This window comes from Pantoea sp. B_9 (assembly GCF_008632015.1).
Taxonomy (GTDB): domain Bacteria; phylum Pseudomonadota; class Gammaproteobacteria; order Enterobacterales; family Enterobacteriaceae; genus Pantoea; species Pantoea dispersa.
Genome location: NZ_VWVL01000003.1, coordinates 177300 through 201348, shown reverse-complemented (window position 1 = coordinate 201348; position 24049 = coordinate 177300). Strand labels below are relative to the sequence as shown.

Annotated in this window: 23 protein-coding genes; 9 read left to right on the top strand and 14 right to left on the bottom strand. The window is 60.4% G+C overall.

The window, feature by feature from the left end:
* Positions 1–145: 145 nt before the first annotated feature.
* Positions 146–1033, top strand: coding sequence for an alpha/beta hydrolase (locus F3I21_RS11165; protein ID WP_190286087.1), 888 nt, complete (start codon positions 146–148; stop codon positions 1031–1033).
* A gap of 8 nt (positions 1034–1041) precedes the next feature.
* On the opposite strand, the gene F3I21_RS11160 is transcribed toward F3I21_RS11165, so the two are convergent.
* Positions 1042–2151 carry a lactonase family protein gene (locus F3I21_RS11160; RefSeq protein WP_150058916.1) on the bottom strand — a complete coding sequence of 370 codons (1110 nt, stop codon included), beginning with the start codon at positions 2149–2151 and terminating at the stop codon, positions 1042–1044.
* A gap of 372 nt (positions 2152–2523) precedes the next feature.
* Between F3I21_RS11160 and F3I21_RS11155 the strand changes: the two genes are divergently transcribed.
* Positions 2524–3162, top strand: a complete 639-nt coding sequence (locus F3I21_RS11155) for a LysE family translocator (protein ID WP_150058915.1) — start codon at positions 2524–2526, stop codon at positions 3160–3162.
* A 115-nt stretch (positions 3163–3277) separates the two neighbouring features.
* On the opposite strand, the gene F3I21_RS11150 is transcribed toward F3I21_RS11155, so the two are convergent.
* The 4 genes from F3I21_RS11150 to F3I21_RS11135 form a co-directional block, all read right to left on the bottom strand.
* A complete protein-coding gene (locus tag F3I21_RS11150; protein WP_150058914.1) occupies positions 3278–4078 on the bottom strand; it encodes an inositol monophosphatase in 801 nt (266 codons plus the stop codon).
* A gap of 14 nt (positions 4079–4092) precedes the next feature.
* Positions 4093–5154: an ABC transporter ATP-binding protein gene (locus tag F3I21_RS11145; RefSeq protein WP_021508950.1), complete on the bottom strand. Its 1062-nt coding sequence runs from the start codon at positions 5152–5154 to the stop codon at positions 4093–4095.
* Positions 5151–7373, bottom strand: coding sequence for an iron ABC transporter permease (locus tag F3I21_RS11140; RefSeq protein ID WP_150058913.1), 2223 nt, complete (start codon positions 7371–7373; stop codon positions 5151–5153). The genes F3I21_RS11145 and F3I21_RS11140 overlap by 4 nt, the downstream gene beginning before the upstream one ends.
* An 89-nt stretch (positions 7374–7462) precedes the next feature.
* The gene (locus tag F3I21_RS11135; RefSeq protein ID WP_150058912.1) at positions 7463–8491 is read right to left on the bottom strand and encodes an ABC transporter substrate-binding protein; all 1029 of its coding nucleotides are present in this window, start codon (positions 8489–8491) and stop codon (positions 7463–7465) included.
* Positions 8492–8708: 217 nt separating this feature from the next.
* Here F3I21_RS11135 and F3I21_RS11130 point away from each other — a divergent pair, with 217 nt between their 5' ends.
* Complete coding sequence (locus F3I21_RS11130; RefSeq protein WP_150058911.1) at positions 8709–9743, top strand: LacI family DNA-binding transcriptional regulator; 1035 nt, start codon at positions 8709–8711, stop codon at positions 9741–9743.
* A gap of 1 nt (position 9744) precedes the next feature.
* Here the strand turns inward: F3I21_RS11130 and F3I21_RS11125 are convergent, their stop codons facing one another.
* Positions 9745–10647: a LysR family transcriptional regulator gene (locus tag F3I21_RS11125; protein ID WP_150058910.1), complete on the bottom strand. Its 903-nt coding sequence runs from the start codon at positions 10645–10647 to the stop codon at positions 9745–9747.
* Positions 10648–10778: 131 nt separating this feature from the next.
* Here F3I21_RS11125 and F3I21_RS11120 point away from each other — a divergent pair, with 131 nt between their 5' ends.
* Positions 10779–11471: an SDR family NAD(P)-dependent oxidoreductase gene (locus F3I21_RS11120; protein ID WP_150058909.1), complete on the top strand. Its 693-nt coding sequence runs from the start codon at positions 10779–10781 to the stop codon at positions 11469–11471.
* A gap of 5 nt (positions 11472–11476) precedes the next feature.
* Here F3I21_RS11120 and F3I21_RS11115 read toward each other — a convergent pair whose 3' ends face one another.
* A complete protein-coding gene (locus tag F3I21_RS11115; RefSeq protein ID WP_150058908.1) occupies positions 11477–12406 on the bottom strand; it encodes a LysR family transcriptional regulator in 930 nt (309 codons plus the stop codon).
* A gap of 79 nt (positions 12407–12485) precedes the next feature.
* On the opposite strand from F3I21_RS11115, the gene F3I21_RS11110 reads away from it, so the two are divergent.
* Entirely contained in the window at positions 12486–13307 is an 822-nt protein-coding gene (locus F3I21_RS11110; protein ID WP_021508943.1) for an MBL fold metallo-hydrolase, read from the top strand.
* Positions 13308–13310: 3 nt separating this feature from the next.
* Positions 13311–14672 carry an amidase gene (locus tag F3I21_RS11105; RefSeq protein ID WP_150058907.1) on the top strand — a complete coding sequence of 454 codons (1362 nt, stop codon included), beginning with the start codon at positions 13311–13313 and terminating at the stop codon, positions 14670–14672.
* Here F3I21_RS11105 and F3I21_RS11100 read toward each other — a convergent pair.
* The 4 genes from F3I21_RS11100 to F3I21_RS11085 all read right to left on the bottom strand — a co-directional run bounded on the left by F3I21_RS11100 (position 14647) and on the right by F3I21_RS11085 (position 18262).
* Positions 14647–15054 (bottom strand): DUF2000 family protein, encoded by a 408-nt coding sequence (locus F3I21_RS11100; protein ID WP_150058906.1) that lies wholly within the window; start codon positions 15052–15054, stop codon positions 14647–14649. The genes F3I21_RS11105 and F3I21_RS11100 overlap by 26 nt on opposite strands.
* 35 nt (positions 15055–15089) lie before the next feature.
* Complete coding sequence (locus tag F3I21_RS11095; RefSeq protein WP_059009250.1) at positions 15090–15947, bottom strand: AraC family transcriptional regulator; 858 nt, start codon at positions 15945–15947, stop codon at positions 15090–15092.
* 27 nt (positions 15948–15974) lie between these two features.
* Entirely contained in the window at positions 15975–17270 is a 1296-nt protein-coding gene (locus F3I21_RS11090) for an SLC13 family permease (RefSeq protein ID WP_150058905.1), read from the bottom strand.
* 92 nt (positions 17271–17362) lie between these two features.
* Positions 17363–18262: a LysR substrate-binding domain-containing protein gene (locus tag F3I21_RS11085; RefSeq protein WP_150058904.1), complete on the bottom strand. Its 900-nt coding sequence runs from the start codon at positions 18260–18262 to the stop codon at positions 17363–17365.
* A gap of 97 nt (positions 18263–18359) precedes the next feature.
* On the opposite strand from F3I21_RS11085, the gene F3I21_RS11080 reads away from it, so the two are divergent.
* Positions 18360–19130, top strand: coding sequence for a 2OG-Fe(II) oxygenase (locus F3I21_RS11080; protein WP_088517383.1), 771 nt, complete (start codon positions 18360–18362; stop codon positions 19128–19130).
* On the opposite strand, the gene F3I21_RS11075 is transcribed toward F3I21_RS11080, so the two are convergent.
* Positions 19115–20197, bottom strand: coding sequence for a DUF2817 domain-containing protein (locus F3I21_RS11075; RefSeq protein WP_150058903.1), 1083 nt, complete (start codon positions 20195–20197; stop codon positions 19115–19117). The two genes, F3I21_RS11080 and F3I21_RS11075, sit on opposite strands and share 16 nt — an antisense overlap.
* A gap of 38 nt (positions 20198–20235) precedes the next feature.
* Positions 20236–21006: a transporter substrate-binding domain-containing protein gene (locus F3I21_RS11070; protein WP_150058902.1), complete on the bottom strand. Its 771-nt coding sequence runs from the start codon at positions 21004–21006 to the stop codon at positions 20236–20238.
* A gap of 266 nt (positions 21007–21272) precedes the next feature.
* On the opposite strand from F3I21_RS11070, the gene F3I21_RS11065 reads away from it, so the two are divergent.
* Positions 21273–21947, top strand: a complete 675-nt coding sequence (locus F3I21_RS11065) for a heavy metal response regulator transcription factor (protein ID WP_021508934.1) — start codon at positions 21273–21275, stop codon at positions 21945–21947.
* Positions 21944–23323, top strand: a complete 1380-nt coding sequence (locus F3I21_RS11060) for a heavy metal sensor histidine kinase (RefSeq protein ID WP_150058901.1) — start codon at positions 21944–21946, stop codon at positions 23321–23323. Before F3I21_RS11065 ends, F3I21_RS11060 begins: the two co-directional genes overlap by 4 nt.
* A 29-nt stretch (positions 23324–23352) precedes the next feature.
* On the opposite strand, the gene nfsB is transcribed toward F3I21_RS11060, so the two are convergent.
* Positions 23353–24006, bottom strand: coding sequence for an oxygen-insensitive NAD(P)H nitroreductase (nfsB, locus tag F3I21_RS11055; RefSeq protein WP_058770319.1), 654 nt, complete (start codon positions 24004–24006; stop codon positions 23353–23355).
* Between the last annotated feature and the right edge of the window lie 43 nt (positions 24007–24049).

Below are 24049 nucleotides of genomic sequence, written 5' to 3'. Positions count from 1 at the left end.
GCGATCCTGACGAAATCTTTACACTTCCGCGCGGCGCATGACGGTGCAAAATGGTTGTTGAAATTAATAATCATTATCACTAATCTGTCTGGCGCTTTCGCTGTGACACGGAAGTAATTGACTCGCCAGCTAGTAAGGAAGCGCCATGATTTATCGCTTTATCATTCCGCTGTTCACCCTGCTGAGCCTGCTGCTCAGCCCCGCTGTCGGTTTCGCCCGGCCTGATATGACGCCGCTCGGACCCAATATTGCCGACAAAGGCTCTGCCTGGTATCGCTTCACTGTTAACACGTTTGATTCCGCTGACGGCCAGCGCCACTACAAGGTGTGGACGGCGGTGCCACGTAAACCCGCACCGGCCAACGGTTACGCGGTGCTGTATATGCTGGATGGCAACGCCGTGATGAACCATCTTAGCGAAGCACTGTTGCAGAAGCTGGCGGCAGGCAACCCGTCGGTGCTGGTGGCGGTAGGCTATCAGACCCCGCTGCCGTTTGATCTCGCTGCGCGCACGCTGGATTACACCCCGCCGCAGCAGGTGCAGGATCGTCGCGGCCGGCCAGCCGGCGGCAGCGCCGCATTCCGCCAGCTGCTGGAACAGACTATCGCGCCGCGTGCCGAACGGAATCTGTCGATCAATGCGCAGCAGCGTGCGCTGTGGGGCCACTCTTATGGCGGGCTGTTTGTGCTGGACAGCTATTTAACCTCCGGATTTTTCCAGCGCTATTTTGCCGCCAGTCCTTCCCTGCGCGGCGACGCAACGCTGTTGCAGCAGATGGCGGCGGTGACGCCCGCATCGTTCAAGCAGAAGCAGCTGGTGCTGATGGAAGGCAACGGCGAATCCCGTTCTGGCGTCAGCGATGTGCTGAGCCGGATTCGCACCACCCTCGACGGCATGCAGGAGAACGGCCTGGCGGCTCGCTTCCAGCTGTTTCCCGGGCTCAGTCACGGCCAGATGTTTCCGGCTTCGCTGGAAAGCGCGCTGTCGGCCATGGCGGAAGACGGTGCGCCGTCACGCGCACCGGATGAGTGAAAGGGCAGTTAGTTAAAGAATTTGATGTCGGTTGGCGTTGCCAGCTTCGCCGCCACACCGCGCGCGCTCAGCTTGCCGCTGTGCGCATCAAAATCAAACAGCGTAATGGTGTTGGTAAACACGTTGGTGACATAGAGGTGTTTACCGCTGTTATCAAACGCCAGCGCGCGCGGCTCAATACCGTCGGCGGCATAGCGCTGTGGATCTGTCAGGCTGCCATCGGCGGCAATCTTAAACACCAGCAGATGATTGTCAGATCCGCGGTTAGCGGCAAGCAGGAATTTACCCTGCGGGCTGAGAATGATGCCGCCACCGCTTTTATAGGCGGCGCTGCTGTTTTGCGTATTCAGCGCCACCTGTGCCTGCCGTTCCAGCCGGTCATCAGTGACGCGGAACACCACGATTTCGCCCGCCATTTCAGTAATCACATAAGCGTGTTTACCGTCGGCGGAGAACACCATGTGGCGCGGACCCGCACCTGGCGCAAAGCTTACATCACGGCTGGTATCCGCCTGCAGCGGCTCTCGCCGATCCGCGTGGTAGCGATAGGCGTGCAGTTTGTCGTCACCGAGATCGGCCGCATACAGATAGCGGCCATCATGGGTAAAGGTAGTGGAGTGCGCATGGCCGCCATCCTGCCGATCTTTTACCACGCCGCTGCCTTCGCTGAACGCGAAATGCTGGACCTGTTCGCCCAGCTTGCCGTCCGACGCAATCGGGAACACCGTCACCCCTGCTCCGCCTTTCGCCACCGAATAGTTGGCGACAAACAGGAATTTGCCGTCCGGGCTGAGAGTGGCGTGCGTCGGCTGCTCGCCGTGGCTGTCGACCTGATTCAGCACCCGCACTGCGCCCTGTTTATCGATCGCCAGCGCGGTAACGGCACCGGCATTTTCCTCATTGGTGGTATAAGCAAACCGCCCGTCGCGTGATTTAACGATCCACGACGGGCTTTTCATCCTGATCACCTCCAGCGGCTTGAGCGTCCCGTCGCTGTTGACCTGCATGCGATACAAACCTTCACTGGGTCGATCCGGCTTTTGTACCGCAGGGGCATCCGGAATACTGGTCCAGGTGCCGACTAATGCTGTTTGATGATGTTCCGTGTTCTGCGCCATAGCACTCCCCGCCAGCGTCAATAGAGCTAGTGATATTGCCACGGTTAAGTTTGTTGCTAAACCGCCAGTTGCCGGTTTTGGGTATCCACTCATTGTCTTTCCACCATAATCGGAATTTTCACGGGCCTGCGCCCAAACCAGGTTAATTTTTTGTATTGAAACGGACGTTGTTAACGTCTCGTTAACGACTATAGTGGCATTCCCTGCGCGCAAAGCTGCGCAGGCCGATCGGCTTCACAAATCGGTTTATTTAATTGTGCCTTTGCTAACGGGTCATAGCGTTTGGTTATGGCTGGCAGGAAGCAGTGTAAAAAGCCCCGGCACGCGTGCTTTAATCTTTCCTTTACCGAACTCAGGGATGGTCACGACGTTATGCTGCCGTTTTCTAATGGTTTTTTATTGAGTTTATCGCTGTGTCTGGATATCGGACTCGCCAACATCGCCATGCTGACGCTGGCGATGCAGCGCGGTTATCTGCACGGTTTCTGGCTGGGCATGGGCACCTGCGTGGGCGATTTAATTTACGCCTTGCTGGCGATGGCTGGCATGGCGGTGATACTGCAGTTTACGCCGGTGCGCTGGTTGCTATGGATTGGCGGCGGCATCTTGCTGCTGTGGTTTGCCGCTAAAATGCTTTACGCCGCGCTGGCCAAAAAAATCGACATCCCCGCAGCTGAAACCCAGCCTTATCGTTCACTGCTGCGCGAATTTCGGCGCGGCATCGTGCTGGCGATGTCGTCACCGACGGCGATTCTGTGGTTCGCCAGCGTGGGCGGCGCGCTGATAGCTCGCATCGGCCACAGTGATGCCGGTGCAACTTCGTGGTTTCTTAGCGGTTTTTTCCTCGCCGGGGTGGTGTGGACCTGTGTGATCTGCCTGATCGGCAGCATGGGCGGAAAGCTGCTGGGCGAGCGCCTGCTGAAGTATTCGTATCTCGCCTCAGCGCTGATTTTCTGTTATTTCGCGGTGTATGTGATTTGGTCGGGATACCGCGAGTTCGTGGCGGTTTAAGTCACCACGTAATCGTTTGAAATCATGCCATTATCCAGTTACGACAGCGCAAAGCGTTGTAAGGTCGCCATCGATGGCGACCCGGAAAACGTCGCGCGGCCGTGAAATGCACCACTTAAACGCCGGCAATCCGCCTCAGCTCTTCCTGCGCACCCGGCGCCACCGCCAGCACCTGCGCGCCTTTTAACAGCCGATCGCCCTCGGTGTTAAACGGGTGATACCAGCCGCCGGCCTCTTTCACCAGACAGTAACCGGCCAGGCAATCCCACGCGTGCATGTAGGGTTCGAAATAGCCCACCACGCGTCCGGCTGCCACCCACGCCAGCATCAGCGCACCAGATCCGATACGGATAAAGTTGCCACCCGCTGCCAGCAGTGACGCCAGCAGGCGGCCCACCTCTTCCGGGCTGACATAGCTATTGGCACCAAAGCCGGTCACGTGATTTTGCAGCGTACGTGACGGATCCACCTGCAAACGGCGGCCATTCAGCGTTGCGCCCTGGCCGAGCGCGGCGACGTAGCACTCCTGATAGGTCGGCGCAAAGATCACGCCAATCACCGGTACGCCGTCATGCAGCACCGCAACGGAAACACACCAGTTTGGCATACCGTTGAGGAACGGGCTGGTGCCGTCAATCGGGTCGACCACCCAGGTATAGCCTGACGTGCCCGGCTGCAGGCCGTACTCCTCGCCAAGAAAACCGTCGTCAGGGAAGCTGGCGCGAATCTGCTGGTCGATCATCTGTTCCACCTCGCGGTCAGCGCGTGAGACCACATCCTGCAGGTCGTGTTTGGTCTCCACCACCAGCGTGTCACGCTGATTGAAATAGGCCAGCGCCTTTTCACCGCCCGCCCGCGCGACGCGCTCGGCAAGCAGCAGACGCGACTGCAGCGCGTCATTTTTCGTATCACTCATGCGTTATCCTTAAATTAACCGGCAATAAGGGCCAGACCCTGAGGTTTAAAATCAATCGCCACCCGTGCGGCCAGCGGCAGCTGCTGCTCCATCTGCGCATCGACGATAAACAGCGAGCCCAGTTCCGTGTTGACCTCGTATTCGATGTGATCGCCCAGCCAGGTGGCATGCGTCACCTCGCCGCGCAGTGCGCCTTCAGCACCGCTGTGCAGGGTAATGAACTGCGGTCTGACCGACAGCTGCGCGGATCCGGTCGCAACGCCGTTACCGCGCACGCGATAGCGCTGCCTGCCGAGTCGCACCAGCGCTTCGCTGCCTTCTACCTGTTCGACTTCGCACGGCAGAATATTGGCTTCGCCCATAAAGTCAGCGATGAACACCGAATTGGGCGCGTGATACAGGCTTTCCGGCGCGCCCTGCTGAGCAATATCGCCCTCTTTCATGACAATAATTTTATCCGACACCGCCAGCGCCTCTTCCTGGTCGTGCGTGACATACACCGCCGTGAAGCCCAGCCGCTGCTGCAAATCACGAATATCCGTGCGCACCCGGCGGCGCAGGCGCTCGTCGAGATTGGAGAGCGGCTCATCCAGCAGCAGTACCTGCGGCTCCAGCACCAGCGCGCGCGCCACCGCAATGCGCTGCTGCTGCCCACCGGAAAGTTCGGACGGCAGCCGCTGCCCCTGACTCTCCAGCCCGACCAGTTTCAGCCCTTCGCGCGCACGATCCTGCGCTTCCTTTTTGCTCATGCCGGACGATTGCAGGCCGTACATGATGTTGTCGAGCGCACTCATGTGCGGAAACAGCGCGTAGGATTGAAACACCATCGCCACGTCGCGCTCGTTGGCTGGCAGATGCGTCACGTCTTTACCACCAATCAAAATGCGCCCCGAAGTCGGATGCTCCAGGCCGGCCAGCAGGCGCAGCGTGGTGGTTTTGCCGCAGCCGGAAGGCCCCAGTAGCGTCACCAGCGTACCCGGCTCCACCGTCAGCGATAAATCCGGCAGCGCGGTAAAACCGGCAAAGCGTTTTTCGACGTGTTCAAACACCACGGAACCAGCAGTAATCGCGGTCATACGGCACTCTCCTGAGTTAACGAAGGGGAAGCAGGTGGCGCGGCGACGTCCACCGGGCGCGCCACGCGGCGCAGGCGACGTTCGCCCACCAGCCACTGGAACACGCCAATGATCAGCAGCATCACCACAATCAGCACCGTGGAGTAAGCGATGGCGACGCCGTATTCGCCATTCTCTACCAGCCCGACGATGTAGGACGTCGCCATGTTGTACTGGGCGCTGACAAGGAAGATCACCGCGCTGATCGAGGTAATGGCGCGGACAAAGGCGTACACCAGCGCCGCGCTGATCGCCGGTTTCAGCAGTGGCAGCACCACTTTGCGCAGCGTGCGGAAACTGCTGGCACCCAGCGTCAGTGACGCTTCATCAAGGCTTTTATCCAGCTGGCTCATCGCTGCGATACCGCCGCGCACGCCGACTGGCATATTGCGGAACACAAAGCAGGCAATCAGGATCATTGCGGTGCCGGTAATCTCCAGCGGCGGCAGGTTATAGGCCATCACGTAACTGACGCCGATCACCGTGCCGGGAATGGCAAAGCTCAGCATCAGCAGGAACTCAAACGTCTGACGACCGGCAAATTTCTGCCGCACGATGAGCCAGGCGGTCAGCAGGCCCACCACGGCGGTGAGCGGTGCGGCAATCAGGGCAATTTCCAGCGTGGTCCAGAACGAGTTCCACGCCACGCCGCTCCACAGCAGATGACCGTCACTGACGCTGACGCGGAAAGCGCGCACGTAGTGTTCGATGGTCAGCGCATCGTTCAGGCCCCACGACTGCACAAAGCCGCCCACCACAATCATGCCGTAGATCACCAGGGTAAACAGACCCCATGGAATCACCATGCCGTATACGCCGTAGCGCAGCAGACGCGGCAGCTGACCATGTTTGCCGCCGTCGCCCTTGCCGGTCACCGTGGCGAAGTTTTTGCCACCCAGCCACAGCCGCTGCAGCACAAAGGCGGCCAGCGTGAAGCACAGCAGAATCATCGCCAGCACCGCGGCGCGACTCGGATCGTTTTGCGCGCCTACCACCGAGAAGAAAATTTCGGTTGAGAGCACGCCATGACTGCCGCCCAGCACCATCGGATTACCGAAATCGGCCATGCTTTCGATGAAGCTGATCAAAAAGGCATTGGCCAGCCCCGGCGCCATCAGCGGCAGTGAAACGCGGCTAAAGGTGCGCCAGCGGTTGGCGCGCAGCGTTTGCGATGCCTCTTCCAGCGACGGACTGACGCCCTCCACCACGCCAATCAGCACCAGAAAGGCAATCGGCGTGAACGACAGCACCTGGGCAATCCAGATACCGGTCAGGCCATACAGCCAGCGGCCGGGCTCGATGCCAAATAGCGCCGCCAGATGCTCCGTCACCACGCCCGAGCGACCGAACAGCAAAATCAGCGCCAGACCAATCACGAACGGTGGCGTGATGATTGGCAGAATGGTCAGCATGCGCAGCGCTTTTTTGCAGGGCAGCGGCGTGCGCGTGGCCGCCAGGGCAAAGGCCAGACCCAGCAGCGTCGAACCACTGGCGGTCATTAGCGCCAGCCACAGCGTGCGCCACGCGGTGCCGCAGGTGCCGCCTTTCAGACAGGCAAGGCTCCAGATCGACGGGTCCTGCAGATTGCTGATCAAACCGTCCGGTTTGAAACTGCCGTCAACGTCCTGCACCGATACCACAAACATGCTGAGCACCGGATAGAGTACGAAGATGCTGACCAGCGCAGTCAGCAGCACCAGCGACGCCACCACAAAGGCATCGCCTTTCAGCACGCCGCGTTCGGCCAGCGCAAACGAGAACAGCAGCAAAAATACGGTCAGCAGCAGGAGCGCGCCAGCGCCCATCGCTGGCTGCCCCTGCGGCAGCGCGCCGAAGCGGTTTTCCAGCCACAGCCAGCTCCAGCCGCTGTAACCAATCGCGTGCCCTTCCACAATCAGGAAGAACACGCCCAGCGCGCTGAACAGCAGCAGCAACCGGCTGCGTGCGCTGCCGGGCAGTAAACCGCAGGCGGCGCACAGCGCCAGCAGCGCCACGGCGAGCGCCAGCCACGGATGGCTGCCGATCTGCCACAGTGCCGGCGCGCTGGCTTCATCACGCCACAGGTTAAGCAGCCAGCCGCTATCGAAAAAGCCTGCTTCCAGGCTGTACCACGGCAGCAGCAACAGCGCGACGGCGCCCAGCAGCAGCGCGCCTGTCAGACGGCGATTATTTGCGTTCATGTGTTACCTCAATGCGGGATCATCGCGCCATCCTTAGCGCTGTCGGAACCGGCAAGCCGCCGTCAGCGGCAGCGTCCGGCGATGCGGCATTACTGCGCGCTGGCGCCGATCTCTTTATCCCAGCGGCTCAGCAGCACTTTGCGTTTGGCGGAATCGCCGTAGGTTTTGAAGTCATAATCGATCAGTTTGATGTTCTCGAAGCGCGGCGCGTATTCGGAGATCTCTGCACTGCGGTTTGACGGCAGCTGGAAGGATTTGGCCTCTTTCATGTGCGACTGCGCTTCGGCGCTAAGCGCCCAGTCGTACCACACTTTGGCATTGGCCAGATTGCGTGCCCCTTTGACGATCGACATTGAGCCAATCTCGTAGCCAGTGCCTTCACAGGGCGCGACGGTTTTGATCGGGAAGCCGTCGACTTCCATCGCCACCGCGTCGTGCATAAACACGATGCCCACGGTGGTTTCGCCGCGCGCCGCTGCCTTCACCGGTGCCGAGCCGGATTTGGTGTACTGGGAAATGTTGGCGTTGAGCTTTTTCAGGTAATCAAACGCTTTGTCCTCGCCCATGATCTGCACCAGCGTCGCCAGGGTGTTATAGGCGGTGCCGGACGAGTTCGGATTGGCAATCTGAATTTCGCCTTTGAAGGCCGGATCGAGCAAATCAGCCCAGCAGGCTGGCGCTTTGAGCTTTTTATCCGCCAGCAGTTTGGTGTTGTAGCCCCAGCCGAGCGCACCGGCATAAATCCCGACCGTACGGTAACCTGAGTTTTCCGCCTGCTTCTGCGCCCAGTCCTGCTGCTGGTCGAGCAGCGGCGATTTATACGGCTGCGTCAGCCCCTCTTCCGCCGCCTGCATATGCGGATCGCCGGTACCGGCCCACCAGATGTCGGTGCGCGGGTTACGCGCTTCGCTGCGCAGGCGGGCATAGGCTTCACCCGCCGACAGCCGCACCATGCTGACTTTAATATCCGGATGTGCCTGGCTGAAAATGCGCGTCATGTGTTCGCACACCACCACGTCCGCCGAGCAGACCATATTGAGATTGCCAGCGGCCGTCGCAGCAAACGGCAGCGTGGTGCAACTGAGGGACAGCGCGATGGCCAGTGAGGTGTAGCGCATGATGTTCTCCTTGGTTGGCAGGGTTCCGTGCTTAACAGAGGTTTTTATTTGCACGTGTGTGCAAATTAGTAATGAACAGTAAATAGCCTGTCAAATAGCGCAATCTGCAATTGACAGGCTGTGTCACAAAAATGCAACAAATGTGATCGCAGACAAATTGCACAGCTTTGCAATTTACGGCAGACTGCTTTTCAGCCGTAATTGTGAGGAGTTGAAGATGCAGAATGACAAAGCCGGGGTGAGCGCGCAGGATGTGGCGGATCGCGCGGGCGTGTCGCGTTCGGCGGTGTCGCGCGCCTTTACGCCCGGTGCCAGCGTTTCTGCAGCCACGCGTGCCCGGGTGATGAAAGCGGCGCAGGAGCTGGGCTATCACGTTAACCACCTGGCGCGCGGGCTGGTGCGCAACCGCAGCGGCATCGTCTGCCTGATCGTCTCTGAAATCGCCACGCCTTACCGCGCCACGCTGGTGCGCTGGCTGACCCAGTTTTTACAGGAAGCGGGCAAAGTGGCGATGCTGATTAATACCGATCGTTCCGACAACAGCGTCTCCGCCGCGCTGCTGCAGGCGATCAATTTTCGCGCCGATGCCTCCATCATCCTCTCCGGCATGCCGGATCGCACCATCACCCGCCAGTGCTATCAGCATGGTCAGCGCATCATCCTGATCAACCGCGACGAAGCGCTGCCGGGCTCGCTCAGCATCAACCTCGACGCGCAGGCGGCGGCCGAAACGGCGGTGATGGCATTTCAGCGCGCCAGCTGTCGTCAGCTGGCGTTCGCCAATTCACTGGCCGGTACACCGAGCCTGATCAAACGCGAAGCGGCGTTTATCGCCGTGGCGGAGCGCGCCGGACTGACGGTCAGCGTGGAGCGGTTCGGTACCACCTCGTATGAGAGCGGTCAGATTCTGGCGCATCGCCTGCTGACGCGCCATCAGCGCCCGGACGCGGTGTTCTGCGTCACCGATCTGATGGCCTGCGGTTTCATGGATGAAGCGCGCCACCGTTTCCAGCTGCGTGTGCCGGAGGATTTGTGCCTGATCGGCTACGACAACATCGCGCAGGCTGGCTGGTCCTCTTACAATCTCACCACCTTCGCCCAGCCGGTGGAGCGCTTTGCCCGCGACGCCATCGCGTGGCTGACGCAGACGGAACAGGCGGAGAGTGGTTTTACGCCGCAGAGTGAGCAGCAGCACGACACGCTACTGTATCAGGCTGATGTGGTATGGCGCGGCTCGGTGCGCGGCGGCTGATCTAAGCGCGGCATACCTGCCGTACCGTGTCACGCAACCAGCGGTGTGCGGCATCCTGCTCCAGCCGCGGATGCCATAGCTGTGACACCGTCACCTCTGGCGTGGCAAACGGTAATTCAAACATCGCAAACGCCGGATTATGTTTGATTAGCGGATGGTGCAGGCACAGCGTATGCGGCACCAGCGCCAGCCAGTCGCTGTGCAGCGTGAGCGCGACGGCAGTGGAAAAAGCGGGTACCACGGCCGCCACTTGGCGGGTAAAACCGGCGGCGAGCAGCGCCTCATGCACCGGCCCGCCCAGCTCACCACGCCTTGACGCCACGATGTGACCATATGCGGCCAGCTGCGCCAACGTCACGTCCGCGAGTAACGGATGCCCGGCGCGCACCACGCCGACGAAGCGATCGCGAAACAGCGCCTGCAGCCGAATCTCCGGTCCCATATTGCCCAGAACACCAATCTCCAGATCGACGTCGCCACTGCGCAGCGGTCGATCATTTTTCTCTGCTTTCGGCATGAAGCGCAGCTGCACGCCGGGCGCCTGTGCGCGGACTGCGGCGATCAGCGCGCTGCCAAACGCTTCGACAAAACCTTCGTTGGTACGCAGCGTGAAGTGGCGCTGCAGCTCAGCGGCAGCAAAGCGTTGCGCGGGTGGACTCAGCAGCGCCTGCGTGTCCCGCAAAGTGGCATGCACCTGGTTGCGCAGCGCTTCGGCGTGTGGCGTCAGCACCATCACGCGCCCGGCGCGCACCAGTAGCGCATCGCCGGTGGCGGCACGCAGTCGCCCCAGCGTGCGGCTCATTGCTGACTCGCTCAGCCCCAGGCGACGCGCAGCGCCCACTACGCTGCCTTCACTGAGCAGCGCGTCCAGCGCAGGGAGTAAATTCAAATCGACGCTATTCATCGCATTATCCTTATTGATTGAGCGCCATCTGGCAAGGCGTTTGCTGCAGGTTATCTATGCAGATGCTGCGCGTTCCGCCTGTTGTCATGCAAGGGTAGACTTTTCACTCACCCCAAAACCAGGAGAGGGTCATGAACAAGGCTTCCCGTGCTTTATTGATTGGTGCTTCGCGCGGCATCGGCTTCGCGCTGGCGGAGAATATGCTGCAGCGTGGCTATCAGGTGGTGGCGACCGGCCGCCAGCACTCCCTTCACGCGCTGCAACAGCTGGCGCAGCGTTACCCGCAGCAGCTGACGGTGGAGAGCGTGGACATCACCGTGCCAGCAGAGGTCAACGCTCTGCATCTGCGGCTAAGCGGCCAGCAGTTTGATCTGCTGCTGGTCAACGCGGGCGTGAAAAATGACGATCGCGAAACCCTTGCCGATGTGTCGACGGAAGAGTTTATTCGCGTAATGGTCACCAACGCGCTGAGCCCGCTGCGCGTGCTGGAAACCTTCAGAAATAACGTCAGCGCGCGCGGCACGCTGGCGGTGATGTCCTCCGGCCAGGGCAGTCTCACCAACAACACCCATGGCAACTACGAGGTGTATCGCGGCAGTAAAGCGGCGCTGAATATGTTTATGCGCAGCTTTGCCGCGCGTCACGACGATGCACGCACGCTACTGCTGCTGGCCCCAGGCTGGGTGCGCACCGACATGGGTGGTGCCGGGGCGCGACTGAGCATTGAGGAGAGCATCCCGAATCTGCTCAACACGGTGGAAAGCCAGACCGGACGTGGCGGCCTGCACTATCTCGATTACCTCGGCCGCGTAGTGCCGTGGTAAGCGTTTCACGCCAGCTTGCGTTCGATCAGCTGACGCAGCGTGGCGCGCAGCCAGCGGTGCGCCGGGTCTTCGGCCCGGGCGTTATGCCACAGCAGCGAAAGTGCATAATCCGGCATGCCGATCGGCACCGCCGCCGTACTCAGCGCATAGCGCTGTTGCCATGCCTGCACCAGTCCCTGCGGAACGGTCGCGAACAGCGGCAGACGCTGCAACATTAGCGGTAACACCGAGAAGTGCGGCGTGACATAACGCACGCGGCGCGTCAGCCCCTCGCGGGCTAACGCGGCGTCCAGCGCACTTTCACTCACGCCGCGATAGGAGACCAGCGCATGCTGATACTGCACGAACTGCGCCAGCGTCAGCGGTGGCGCAAGGTCAATTTGTCCACGATGCCATACCGTGCGGAAGCCGGCGCGCGCAATGTGCTCCCGCGTGAGATCGTGACTGGTTTCCTCTCCGACGGTCACCACCACGTCAGCCTGCTGCTGCTCCATCAGCGGAATGGCCTGCCACGGATCGGCAGCCACCACCCGGATATCAATATTTTGGGCCGAGGCGGCCAGCTGCAGCAGTAAATCGGGCATCAGCCAGTGCTCAAGCCAGTCGCTCATGCCGAGCGTAAAACTGCGGCTATCGTGCGCGGCATCAAAGCGATCGGCAGTGAAAATAACGCGATGGACGCTCTGCAGCAGCGGTGCGATCTGGCGCACCAGCTGCTCTGCGCGCGGTGTGGGCGTCATGCCTTGCGAGGAACGCACGAACAGCGCATCGTCAAACATTGCCCGCAGTCTTTTTAATGCCGCGCTGACCGCCGGCTGCCCCAGATAAAGCCGGTTTGCCGCCTGAGTTACGCTGCGCACGTCATAAATGACCAGCAGCACAATCAATAAGTTAAGGTCTATTTTGCTGAAATCATTTTCATTGATGCTTTTCATGATTTTAATCGATTTAAATAATGAAACAGCGCTCAGTATAGTGACCTGCAGTAACAGGCATCACGCTTTAGGAGGCAATATGACCCTGCACATAGGTGAATGCAGCATTGATAAAGTGATCGAGCAGACCAGCTCACTCCCCTTCGCTGCGCTGTTTCCGGCACACCGCGAGACGATGGGCGACACGCTGGCACAGCAGCCAGCAGAGCTATCCATCCATAGCTGGGTGGTGCGCACCGCTCGCGACACCATCGTGATTGATACCGCAACGGGCAATGGCCGTAACCGCGATAACAAGCCGCTGTTTCACCAGCTGCAAACCGCGTGGCCGCAACGTCTGGCCGAAGCGGGCGTCGACCCTGATGAAGTGACGCTGGTGCTGATGACGCATATCCACACCGATCACGTCGGCTGGAATACCTGCTGGCGCGCTGGCCGCTGGCAGCCGATGTTTCGTCATGCGCGTTACATCTGTTCAGCGCGTGAACTGGCACAGTGCCGCAGCACGCCGTCGATGCAGGCGCTGTATCACGATAGCCTTGCGCCGCTGCTGGCGAGCGGCCAGCTGGAAACCATTGATGTGCAGCACTCCCCGCTGTTTGCCGGTGTGCTGCGCTATATGCCGACGCCGGGCCACAGCGTCGATCACGCTTCAATTGTGCTGCAAAGCGCCGGTGCCCACGCGGTATTTAGCGGTGATGTGATGCATCATCCAGTTCAGTTTGCACATCCGCAATGGAACTCAGTTTTTTGTGAGGATTTACCACGCGCCGTAACGTCACGTCAGTTACTGATAGACTGGTGCATCAGCCATCAGGCACTCTGGTGCAGCTCACACTTTGCCGGCAGTTCGTGCGGCCGGGTTTCGCCAGAGCGGCAATGGATTCCTGTGGAGGCCTGAACCATGCAATACGCTGATTACCTCACCGCGTCGCTGGGGGATATGCAACAGGCGCTGGCCCAGCGCCGGGTGAGCGCACGCCAGCTCACCACATTTGCGCTGCAGCGCATTGCTGACGTGGATCAGCCGCGCTACAACGCCATCAGCTGGCTGTTTGCCGATGACGCGCTGGCTGCGGCCGCTGCCAGCGATGCCGCACGGCAGCAGAATGCGCCAGTTGGCCCACTGGCCGGTATTCCGCTGCTGATTAAAGACAACATTGAAGTCAAAGGCTGGCCGACCAGTGCCGGTTCGGCGCTGCTGCGCGATGTGATTGCCAGCGAAGATGCACCGCTGGTTACGGCTCTGCGTCAGGCTGGCGCAATCCTCATCGGCAAAACCACCATGCATGAACTGGCAGCAGGCATCACCGGCGCGTCGTCGCTGAGTGGCTTCACCCATAATGCCTGGCAGCAAGGCCGTTCTCCGGGAGGTTCAAGCAGCGGTTCAGCCGTGGCGGTGGCCGCAGGCTTCGTGCCGCTGGCGATAGGCAGTGATACCGCCGGTTCGGTGCGCATTCCGGCCGCGTTTAATGGCCTGTTCGGCTTACGTATGACGCGCGGTGCACTGAGCAGCGCTGGCATCGTGCCGCTGTCGCCTACCCAGGATATCCCCGGACCGCTGGTGCGCTACGCGGCTGATTTGCGGCTGATCAGTGAAATACTCACGGGCCAGCGTTTTTCCCGTCCCGACCGGCCGTTGCGCATCGGCATCTGGCAGGAAGGATTTGCCGCAGAGGAAACGGAGATTAACCAGGCGGTGCAGGATGCTGTGGCACCGTTTCAGCCGCGCATGCTGAGCTGGCCTGAGCTGGAGACGCTGGCGACGGAAGCCAATATTATTGCCTATGAATTTGCTGACGCGCTGGCCGCCTGTCTGGCGGATAAACCGCAGGCACCGCTGCGCACGCTGGCGGCGATTGCCGCGTCAGGACGCTATCATCCCCAGCTGGAGGCCACCTTCAAAACCCGCGCGCAGCATCCCGGCATGCAGAGTGACGGCTATCGCGAGGTGCAGCTGCGCCAGCAGAGGCTGTATCAGCAGCTGGCGCAGTTTTTTCAGCAGCAGCAGATCGACCTGCTCGCTTATCCGGTCGTCCGCCATCCGCCAGTGAAGCATGGCGAGTTGCAGCCTGGCAGCAACGCGCTGATCTCAGCCGTCACCGGCGCACCGGCAATCAGCATTCCGGTCGGCCTGAGTACGGAAGGGTTACCCATTGGCCTGGAGCTTCTGGCACTGCGCAATCGGGAAGATGTGCTGCTAATGGCAGCAGAACAGATTGAACAGGCGCACCCGCCGTTCAACTGTGCAGCGCCAGCCCTTTGATGGCTTTATCCACCGCCTTTTTCGGGCCGTGCAGCGCGATCCCCACCAGGTTGAGATTATCGGCGTCTTCGGCCAGAAACACCGCGCGGTTGGCGGCATCGTGGCCGGTGGAAAACATCGCTTCGACGTAAGGAATTAGCGTTAACTCACGCTCTACGCCCTGGCGATGCGCCCGTTGCAGGCCGGCTAAATCGGCGGCAAACACCAGCATCGGCTGGCCGGCCATGTTGCCGTACTGACGACCGAGCGCGTCGACGTAGGGTTCACCCATCATCTCCGGCGCGGCCGCCGCAATGCCGGTTGCCAGAAAAGCCACCACATTCAGGCGCTGCCAGATGGCTAAATCATCACGTACGATCAGGGCAATTTTGGTATCAAACATCTGTCAGAACTCTCCGCTGAGGATTAAAAATCCCATCATCGGATAGCCGGCAGAGAGCGGTATAGAACGTTTGTGCACTGGCGCTGATAGGCGGCGGGTGTCAGACGATAAGCGCGCTGGAACCAGCGGCCAAGATGGCTTTGGTCGGCAAAGCCCACCTGCGCTGCGACCTGCACTGGCTCAACGCCCTGTGCCAGCAGCGCACGCGCGCTACGCAGCCGCAGCCGCACCAGATAGGCATGCGGCGACTGGCCAAACGCCTGCTTAAACTGGCGCGTCAGGCGGAAACGATCAATGCCGGACAGGCGCGACAGATCGTCCAGCCCGATATCCTGCGCCATAAAATCGTGCAGATAGTCACGCAGCAGATGCATCTGCCGCTGAGCGTCACTGAGTTGCATGCCGGGTTTATTTTCCAGATGCCGGGACAGCAGCGTGAGCAGATGATCCAGGCTCTGATCGCGCGCCAGCCGCCCTTCCCGCTGATGCACCGCAAACCATGCCTGCTGAATCGCAGAGGCCAGCTGCGCATCATCGGTGAGCGTGGAGCGAAATGCCCCCTGAATATTCGCCACATCGCCCAGCCCGCGGCGCTGCATCATCTCCGCCACCCAGGGTTGCGGCAGATAAAGCATCACATAGGTAAAACCGGCGGCATCGGGCGCGTGACCATCGTGTACCGCGCCCGGCTCAATCAGAATAGCGCGGCCCGGCGTGCTGGTGTGTAGCGCGCGGTGACAGTTAAAGCGCTGCAGCCCCTGCTGCGTCACACCGACCAGCAATTCGTCGTGGTCATGCGGATCGTAAGCGTGGCCGCAGAAGTGCGCGTTAACACTTTCGATGCCCGTCTCCTCATCGCGACGGAAATCAACCCAATCGTTAGTAGCTGACATAGCGAATTCGTGACCTCTGACGGCGTATCAGGCATAGCCTAGCAGCCGGAACCACAGATAATCCAGCGGTAACAGCAGCAGCGCGCTCAGCACAAACACCAGCAGGCACAGCTGCAAACCGGCTCTGGCAGGCACATTCCCCAGCCCCATTGCCACCACGATGGGCGACGCCTGATATGGCAGCAGCGGGGTGGCGTAGGCAAAAACCTGCAACATCACCACGCTCAGTAGCGGAAAGCCCGAAGCGGCAGCCAGCTCCTGCGCCATCGGCGTAACCATCGCCGGCACGCCGTTGGCGGTGAGCACAAAATTCAACAGCGTCACCAGCGCATTGAGCACGGCAAAATTACTGAATGACGGCGAGTCATGCAGCGGCAGCAGCTGAAGCAGTGCATTGGCGATGAGCCGCCCCAGGCCAGAGTCCACCACCACCGTGGCGACGCCGAGAATGCCGGCGATATAGATGCAGTTGCGGAAATTGACGCCGCTGGCAAAATCGTCGCCCGAAAGAAAGCCCACGCGCGGTAACAAACACAGACACGCCGCGGCCAGCCCGACCCACGCAGCAGATAAGCCGTGCAGGCTGTCGGTCATCCACAACAGTAACGTGACGGCAAGTAGGCCAATCAGCCGCCATTCGCGCCCGCTTAGCGCCGGCAATGCTTCCCGCGTTGCCACCGGCTGCGGCTGAGCGCGGAACAGCAGCGTAATGCAGGCAACCAGCAGAATACCTTTGCCCAGCCCCACCACCGGCATGTGCAGCAGCCACCACGGCAGCCATTGCAAATGCAGCTGGTACGCGCTTTCCGCCGCGCCGCTCAGCACCAGGTTTGGTACGTTGGCGGGCAGAATACTGGCAGAGAGTTGAAAGGTGCCGAAGCCCACCGCCAGCGCCAGCCCAATGCTGCCGCGACTGCCCGGCCGGATACCGGCCCGCTCGCCCAGCGCCAGCACCACCGGCATCAGCAGCGCGATGCGTCCCATGTTCGACGGCATCACCAGCGCCAGCAGATAACTCAGCAGCACCGTGCCCGCCACCATCCGCGGCCAGCTCTGGCTGAACGGCACCACCAGCCAGTTGGCCCAGCGTTGGGCAAGGCCCACTTTGCGGATCGCCGCGCCCAGCACAAAACCGCTCAGCACCAGCCAGAACGCTGAGGAGGCAAAACCGCTGAATACGCTGCTGGCTGGCGCTATCGACAGCAGCATCGCCGCCGCAAAAAACAGCAGCGCGGTAAGGTATTCCGGCAACCGCGCCAGCGCCCACAGCAGAATTGTGATGCTGACCACCAGCGTGGTCAGCCAGAATGAGGTATCAATCATCGTGCCTGAACTCCCTTTCTTCGCAACTGCGCACAAAGCGCATCAGCATAGGGCAATCCCTGTCGCAGAACGCTGCGGCAGTTAACAATTTGTTAACTCGCCAGCTGCGTCAGCCACTGAATCAGCGCCTCGCTGCCGGGCTGACTGCGGGAGCGCTGTGGCCAGGCGAGGAAATAGGGTTTGCTCAGCGGCAGGCTGAGCGGATCCACCACCTGTAGCGCGCCGCGCGCCAGTTCGCCGACAATCAGGCGACGCTGCCCCAGCAGCACACCGGCCCCGGCTACCGCCGCGTCGATCGCAAGTGAAGTGAGATTAAAACTGAATGCTGGCTGGGCCGCCGGCTCCATACTGCCTTTGGCCTGAAACCAGCTGCGCCAGTCGGGCAGAAAGCGTCCCTCATTGCCCCAGTCCAGATGGATCAACGGCGCCTGGCTGAGCAACGATTCGCCCGGGTAACGCTGGATCAGCGCCGGACTGGCGACCGGCAGCACCTCGTCACAGAACAGCCGTTGCTTGTCGAGTTGCGGGTAGCGATCCTCACCAAAGCAGATGACAAAATCTGCCGGTGTGGCGCTGAAATCCACCGGCGCATGAGTGCCGTGCAGGCTGAGATCGCAGCCCGGGCAGTGAGCCCGCCAGGCGGTAATATTCGGCAGCAGCCATTTCGATGCCAGCGCCGGCAATGAATAGAGCGTCAGCTTTGGCATGCTGGCCGCATGGCGCAAATTTTGCTGCCCCAGATGCAGAATGTCGAACGCTTCACTGACGTAGCGCAGATACTCTTTGCCGGTTTCCGTCAGCATCACGCCGCTCTGGGTACGCACAAACAGTGCGCTGCCCAGCTGCGCTTCCAGCTGACGAATTTGCTGGCTGACGGCAGCCGGCGTCAGCGCCAGCTGTGCGGCGGCTTTCGCCAGGCTACCAAGTTCCGCCGCCACTTTGAACGACTGAATCACGCTGATTTTCGGCAAACGCGACGCGGGTGCAGGCATTAAGGTTTCCTTAGCAAGGCGTTAAATATTTATCGTTAGGCATCAACATATCAGGCCGTTACAGTCTCTACACCTGCCAACTCAGAGAACCACCGCGATGTCTGCTTTGATTCGATTTGATTTGCACCCCCTGGCCGACGCCGACTGGCGTCGGCACTGTCGCCAGCAGCTTGAGCAACACGGCGCGCTGGTGCTGCGTCAGTTTTTGCAACCGGCTGCGCTGCAGGCGATCGTGGCTGACGGGCTGGCCCAGCGCCATCTGGCTTACCACACCGTCAGCAAGCACAACGTCTATCTGCTGAAGCCGGACGAGGCGTACCGTGCCGATCATCCGCGCAATCGTGACGTAATCAGCACCAAAGGCTGCATCACCGACGATGTGATTGCAGCGGAATCGCCGCTGCGTCAGCTGTACAATGACGAACTGTTTAAACGCTTTCTGTGTGATGTGCTGGACGAAGACGCGCTGTATCCGTATGCCGACCCGCTGTCGTCCATCAATCTGCATTACGCTCCTGACGGCCAGGAACTCGGCTGGCATTTTGACAACTCCTCATTCGCCATCACGCTGCTGGTGCAAAAACCGCGCGGCGGCGGTGTATTTGAGTATGTAAAAGATTTGCGCGATGCCGATGCCGGCGAGATGAACTACGACGGCGTCGCCGCCGTGCTCGATCAGCGCCAGCCGGTCGAGGCGCTGGAGATTGATGCCGGTGACCTGGTGCTGTTTCGCGGGCGTAATTCGCTGCACCGCGTGACGCCCACCGAAGGCGATGTCACGCGTATGCTGGCGGTGCTGGCCTATAACACTCAGCCCGGTATCGCGCTGTCCGAAACCGCGCGCATGACCTTTTACGGCCGGTTGTAAGCCACCAGCGCGCGCCAGCCGCGCAGGAAAATCTGCCGGGTACGAAACGCAGTTAAGGCGCGCCAGTCTTCATCGGCGGGCCAGAACCCCTCCACCAGCTGCTGCTTCAGCGCGCGTCCGGCGTGGCTTGCCGGATCGCCCTGCAGATGCAGCCAGTGATCGTCGCGCACCCGGCGGTGCATCTCCTCACCCGGATAAGTGCCGCACTCCACCACCAATGGCAGCAGCTGCGTGTCAGGCAGCGACGTCAGCAGAAACTGCGAGACATAGCCCGTTGCCGTGGCGGTCACGCCGGTGTCGCTGTCGCGCCCGGCGCCGGTAAACAGCAGCGTCAGCCACTCATCGTATAACGTTTTGCCCCAGTCATGCGCCGGATAGCGCTGTTCAGCAATCGCCAGCAGCATCGGATGGCCCCACGCGCCAGCACCGGTGTGCAGGTCGAAACTCAGGATGACCTGCGCCTGACGCAGATGCTGTTCGACAATGGCGTGCAGCATGCGGTGCGACCAGGCCGGCTGCTGCCCGCCATAAAACAGGCCATCTGCTGCCTGATATTGGCCCGCTTCCACTACCCGTTTCAGCGCCGGCCAGCCTGACTGCTGCAGTGTCTCCGCCAGCAGCCGATCGGCATGTGCGCGGTCGCCGTGGTACAGATCGTGCCATAGCGCATAGTGCGGATTAGCAGGTGCGGGCTGGCTGAAATCGATGAAATTCCGGTTGAGATCGATATTGTCTTCATTGACGCGCCGCAGATGCGCAGCGCCCCATGGATTTAGCAGATGGACCAGCACAAGGGCGCAGTCGGGCGGTAACGCGGCGACATCAAGGCTATCAAGCCAGGCGATCTGGCTGTCTGAACCGTAATAGCCCTCCACTCCGTGTGTACCGGAGAGAATCAGCATGCGTTTGGGAGCCGCCGGATCGCCGATCACCGCGACGTCGGTGTACAGCGCAGCCCCGTCGGGCGCGGTCAGCGGATGGCGATAGGCAGTCAGCGCGCCGTGCTGGCGCGTGACAGCGGCCAGGAATCGCGCCCGCTGCTGGGTATAATCAGGGAGTAAAGACATGATTTTCCTGTGCGTGATGAAGGCAGATCGCCCTGCGATTAGGGATAAACCTTAACCTTAAAGTACTTCTGCGCCAGCCGGTCGTAGGTGCCGTTGCTGTGCAGCGCGGCCAGCGCATTGTTAATTAAAGTAAGATTGGCCGTATCGCCTTTACGCAGCCCGATACCCACGCCGTTCCCCAATAATGCTTTATCCACCAGCGTGGCTTTATTGACATAACCCTTGCCTTCCGGCGTGTTGAGAAAGCCCTGCTCGGCCGAAACCGCATTCGCCAGGCTGGCATCGAGTCGACCCGCTACCAGATCCGGATAGATCTCCATCTGATTCGGATACGAGACCACGTTGACGCCCTGCGGAGCCCATTTCGTTTTGGCGTAGGTTTCCTGAATGGTGCCCTGCGCGACGCCGATATTCTTCCCGCGCAGCGTGCTGATGTCCGCCGTCAGCGTGCTATTGGCAGGTGTCAGCAGCGCGCTGGGCGTGATATACAGCATATCGCTGAACGCCACCTGCTCGCGGCGCTTCTCCGTCATCGACATCGCCGACAGAATGGCGTCAAATTTCTTCGCCTGCAGCGCCGGAATGCTGCCGTCAAAGCCAATCGGCACCCACTGACATTTCACTTTGGCCTGCGCACAGATGGCATTGCCCAGATCAATATCAAAACCCTGCAGCGAGCCATCGCTGGCTTTGGATTCGAACGGTGGAAAAGTGGGATCGACGCCAAAACGCAGCGTCTGCTGCGCCGCAGCCAGTTGGCTGAGGGCGCTGAGTGACAACAGTAAGGCTAAAGACCAACGCTTTTTCATGATGCTCTCCGGCAGGCTATCTCACAGGTTTAACCTTGTATTAACACGATGCCGCTGACGCCACCATCAAAAGCGCACAAAAATGCAGAGCAAATTCTTATATATGTTAATGAGTTAGCGAAATTTGTCGCGCCATTAAGTTTTACTTAACGCTCTGTCATGAATTTGTCATCAGGGGCTCATGCCGCTGTCAGCCTCGGTTTTCTATGCTAACCCGCGTTATACTGCCCGCCATCAGCAAGCGGCCGCCACTGCCGGGAGATCGCATGAAAATTTTGGTGATAGAAGATGAAGCCGGGGCGCGTGATTACATGCGCAAAGGATTGACCGAGGCCGGTTTTATCGTCGACGTGGCGGAAAACGGTCAGGATGGGCTGTTTTATGCGCAGGAGCACCATTACGATCTGATTCTGCTGGATGTGATGATGCCCGGCATCAATGGCTGGGAGGTGATGGCGCAGCTGGATAAGCAATTGCAAACGCCGGTGATTTTCCTCACCGCCAAAGGCACGGTGGAAGATCGCATCAAAGGGCTGGAACTGGGTGCCGATGACTATCTGGTCAAGCCCTTCTCCTTTGCCGAGCTGCTGGCGCGCGTGCGCACCCAATTGCGACGCGGCAGCCAGCAAAAGCTGCCCGACATCCTGACGCTGGCCGATCTGCAGCTGGATATTGCCCGTCGCCGGGTCGAGCGCGCCGGACAGCGCATCGACCTGACCAACAAAGAGTTCAATCTGCTGCATCTGTTTCTGCTGCATCCCGGCGAGGTACTGACACGCACGGTGATTGCGTCGCGCGTCTGGGATATGAATTTTGACAGCGACACCAACGTAGTGGATGTGGCGGTAAAACGGCTGCGGCAGAAAATTGACGGCCCTTTTACCCGACCATTAATTCATACCGTGCACGGTGTCGGTTATCGCTGCGAAGCTGAAACATGAAACCCCGCTCGCTCGCCGTCCGCCTTTCGCTACTGCTCAGTGCTACGGTGGTGGTCATTTTTACACTCAGCGGCATGGCGCTGTATCACGCACTGGCAAAGCAGATCGGCGTGCGCGATGACGCAGCCCTGCTGACGCGCATCGATCAAATGCGCACGCTGCTGCGCGATGAAGATGCGCTGACGCTGATTCAGCAAAAGCCGCGGCTGTTCGCCAACATGCTGGGCAATACCGAATCGTTGCTGGTGCTGCGCTTTCCCGGCCAGCCGCCGCTGATCGTGATCAATCCTGGCGCGCGTCCGGTGCCAGCCATTACGCCGGTCGCCGCCGATCAGCCGTTAACCCTGCAATCGGTCCACCATCAGCAGGCGGCGGACGGCACGCCGTTTATTGCCGCCGCCGCGTTAACGCCAACGCGCGATGGCAGTGGCCATATCGAAATCATCACCGGTCGCCTGATGAGCGACCGCACGCAGACCCTCACCGGCTATCGCCACCAGATTATCCTGTGCACCGCGCTGGCGGCGCTGCTGGTCGCCGCGATCAGTGTGCTGCTGGTGCGCCGCGGCCTGACGCCGCTGCGCCGGCTGGCGGCGGAAGCTGGGGTGATCGACGTGCGGCGGCTGTCGCATCGCATTGAACTGACCAGCGCGCCAGGCGAGCTGCAACCGCTGCTGGCGGCGCTCAACCAGATGCTGAGCCGGCTGGAGCAAGGTTATCAGCAACTTAGCCAGGTCTCAGCGGACATGGCACACGATCTGCGCACGCCGATTGGCACGCTGCTTGGCCAGACGGAAGTGGCGCTAAACCAGCCGCGCAGCGTCAGCGAGTATCAAACGCTGCTGGGTTCCAATTATGCGGAGCTGGAGCGGCTGGCGAAGATGATTGATAACATGCTGTTTCTCGCCAAAGCCGCAGACGCCAGCCAGGCGCTGGACAGACAACGCATCGATCTGACACCGCTGGGTGAGCGGTTGAGTGACTATTTTGAGGGTATGGCAGAAGAGCATGGCATGCAGCTTGTCATCTCGCTTCACAGCGAGTTGCACGCCGATCCACAGTTGTTACAGCGCGCGCTGGCGAATCTGATCGCTAACGCGCTGCATTACGGCACGCGCGGCGGCACCATTCACGTCTCCAGCATTCCGCAGCCAGACGCCGTGCTTTTGGTGGTGGAGAATCAGGGGCCGACGCTAAGTCAGGCGCAGCAGGCACGCCTTTTTGACCGCTTCTGGCGCGCCGATGCGTCACGCCAGCAGGGCGGCAGCGGACTGGGTCTGTCGATCGTGCGCGGCATCATGCAACTGCATCAGGGCAGTTGCACGGTGAGCAGCGAACACGGCATTACCCGTTTCTGCCTGCGGTTCCCACGTTAAGCGCGCAGGTGCGCACCTGGTTAAGTCCCTTAGATAAAGGTGAAAATTTCGTCCTGCGGCAGTCGCGATTTCGGCAGCGTGGCGTTGAAATCTTCCTCACTGCGATAGCCAAGCGAAACCAGCACCACGCTGGTAAAGCCCTGTTCACGCAGGCCCAGCGCCTGGTCAAGTGCGCGCGCATCAAAGCCTTCCATCGGGGTGGCATCAATGCCGAGCATCGCGGCGCCCAGTAACAGCCCGCCCAGTGCCAGATAGACCTGTTTCTCCATCCACTGCGGCACGTCGCGCAGCTCATAACGGTGCATATCCACGTAGCTGCGGCGGCTTTTATCCTGCCCGGCTTTGGCTTCGGGTTTAGCAAAACGCCCGTCTTTCTCTTCCTGCGCCAGCACATTTTGCAGGTGCGCTTCATCCAGATCGGTGCGCATGCACAGCGCAATCACGTGTGAGGCGTTCAGCACCTTAGGGTTGTTGTAAATGAACGCGCCGCTGGTGGATTGCGCCATCTTTTCCCGCCCTTCCGCAGTCGACGCGACAACAAAGTGCCACGGCTGCGAGTTAACCGATGACGGGCTGTTGCGCAGCAGGTTAAGCAGCGTGTCGATCTCCTGCTGCGGCAGCGTTTTGCCCGCAGAGAAAGCTTTTACGGTGTGACGGCGGGCAACCGCATCATTAAGGGTCATGAGAGTCTCCTGATTGAAGATTGCGCCGGAGCGCAGATAAATA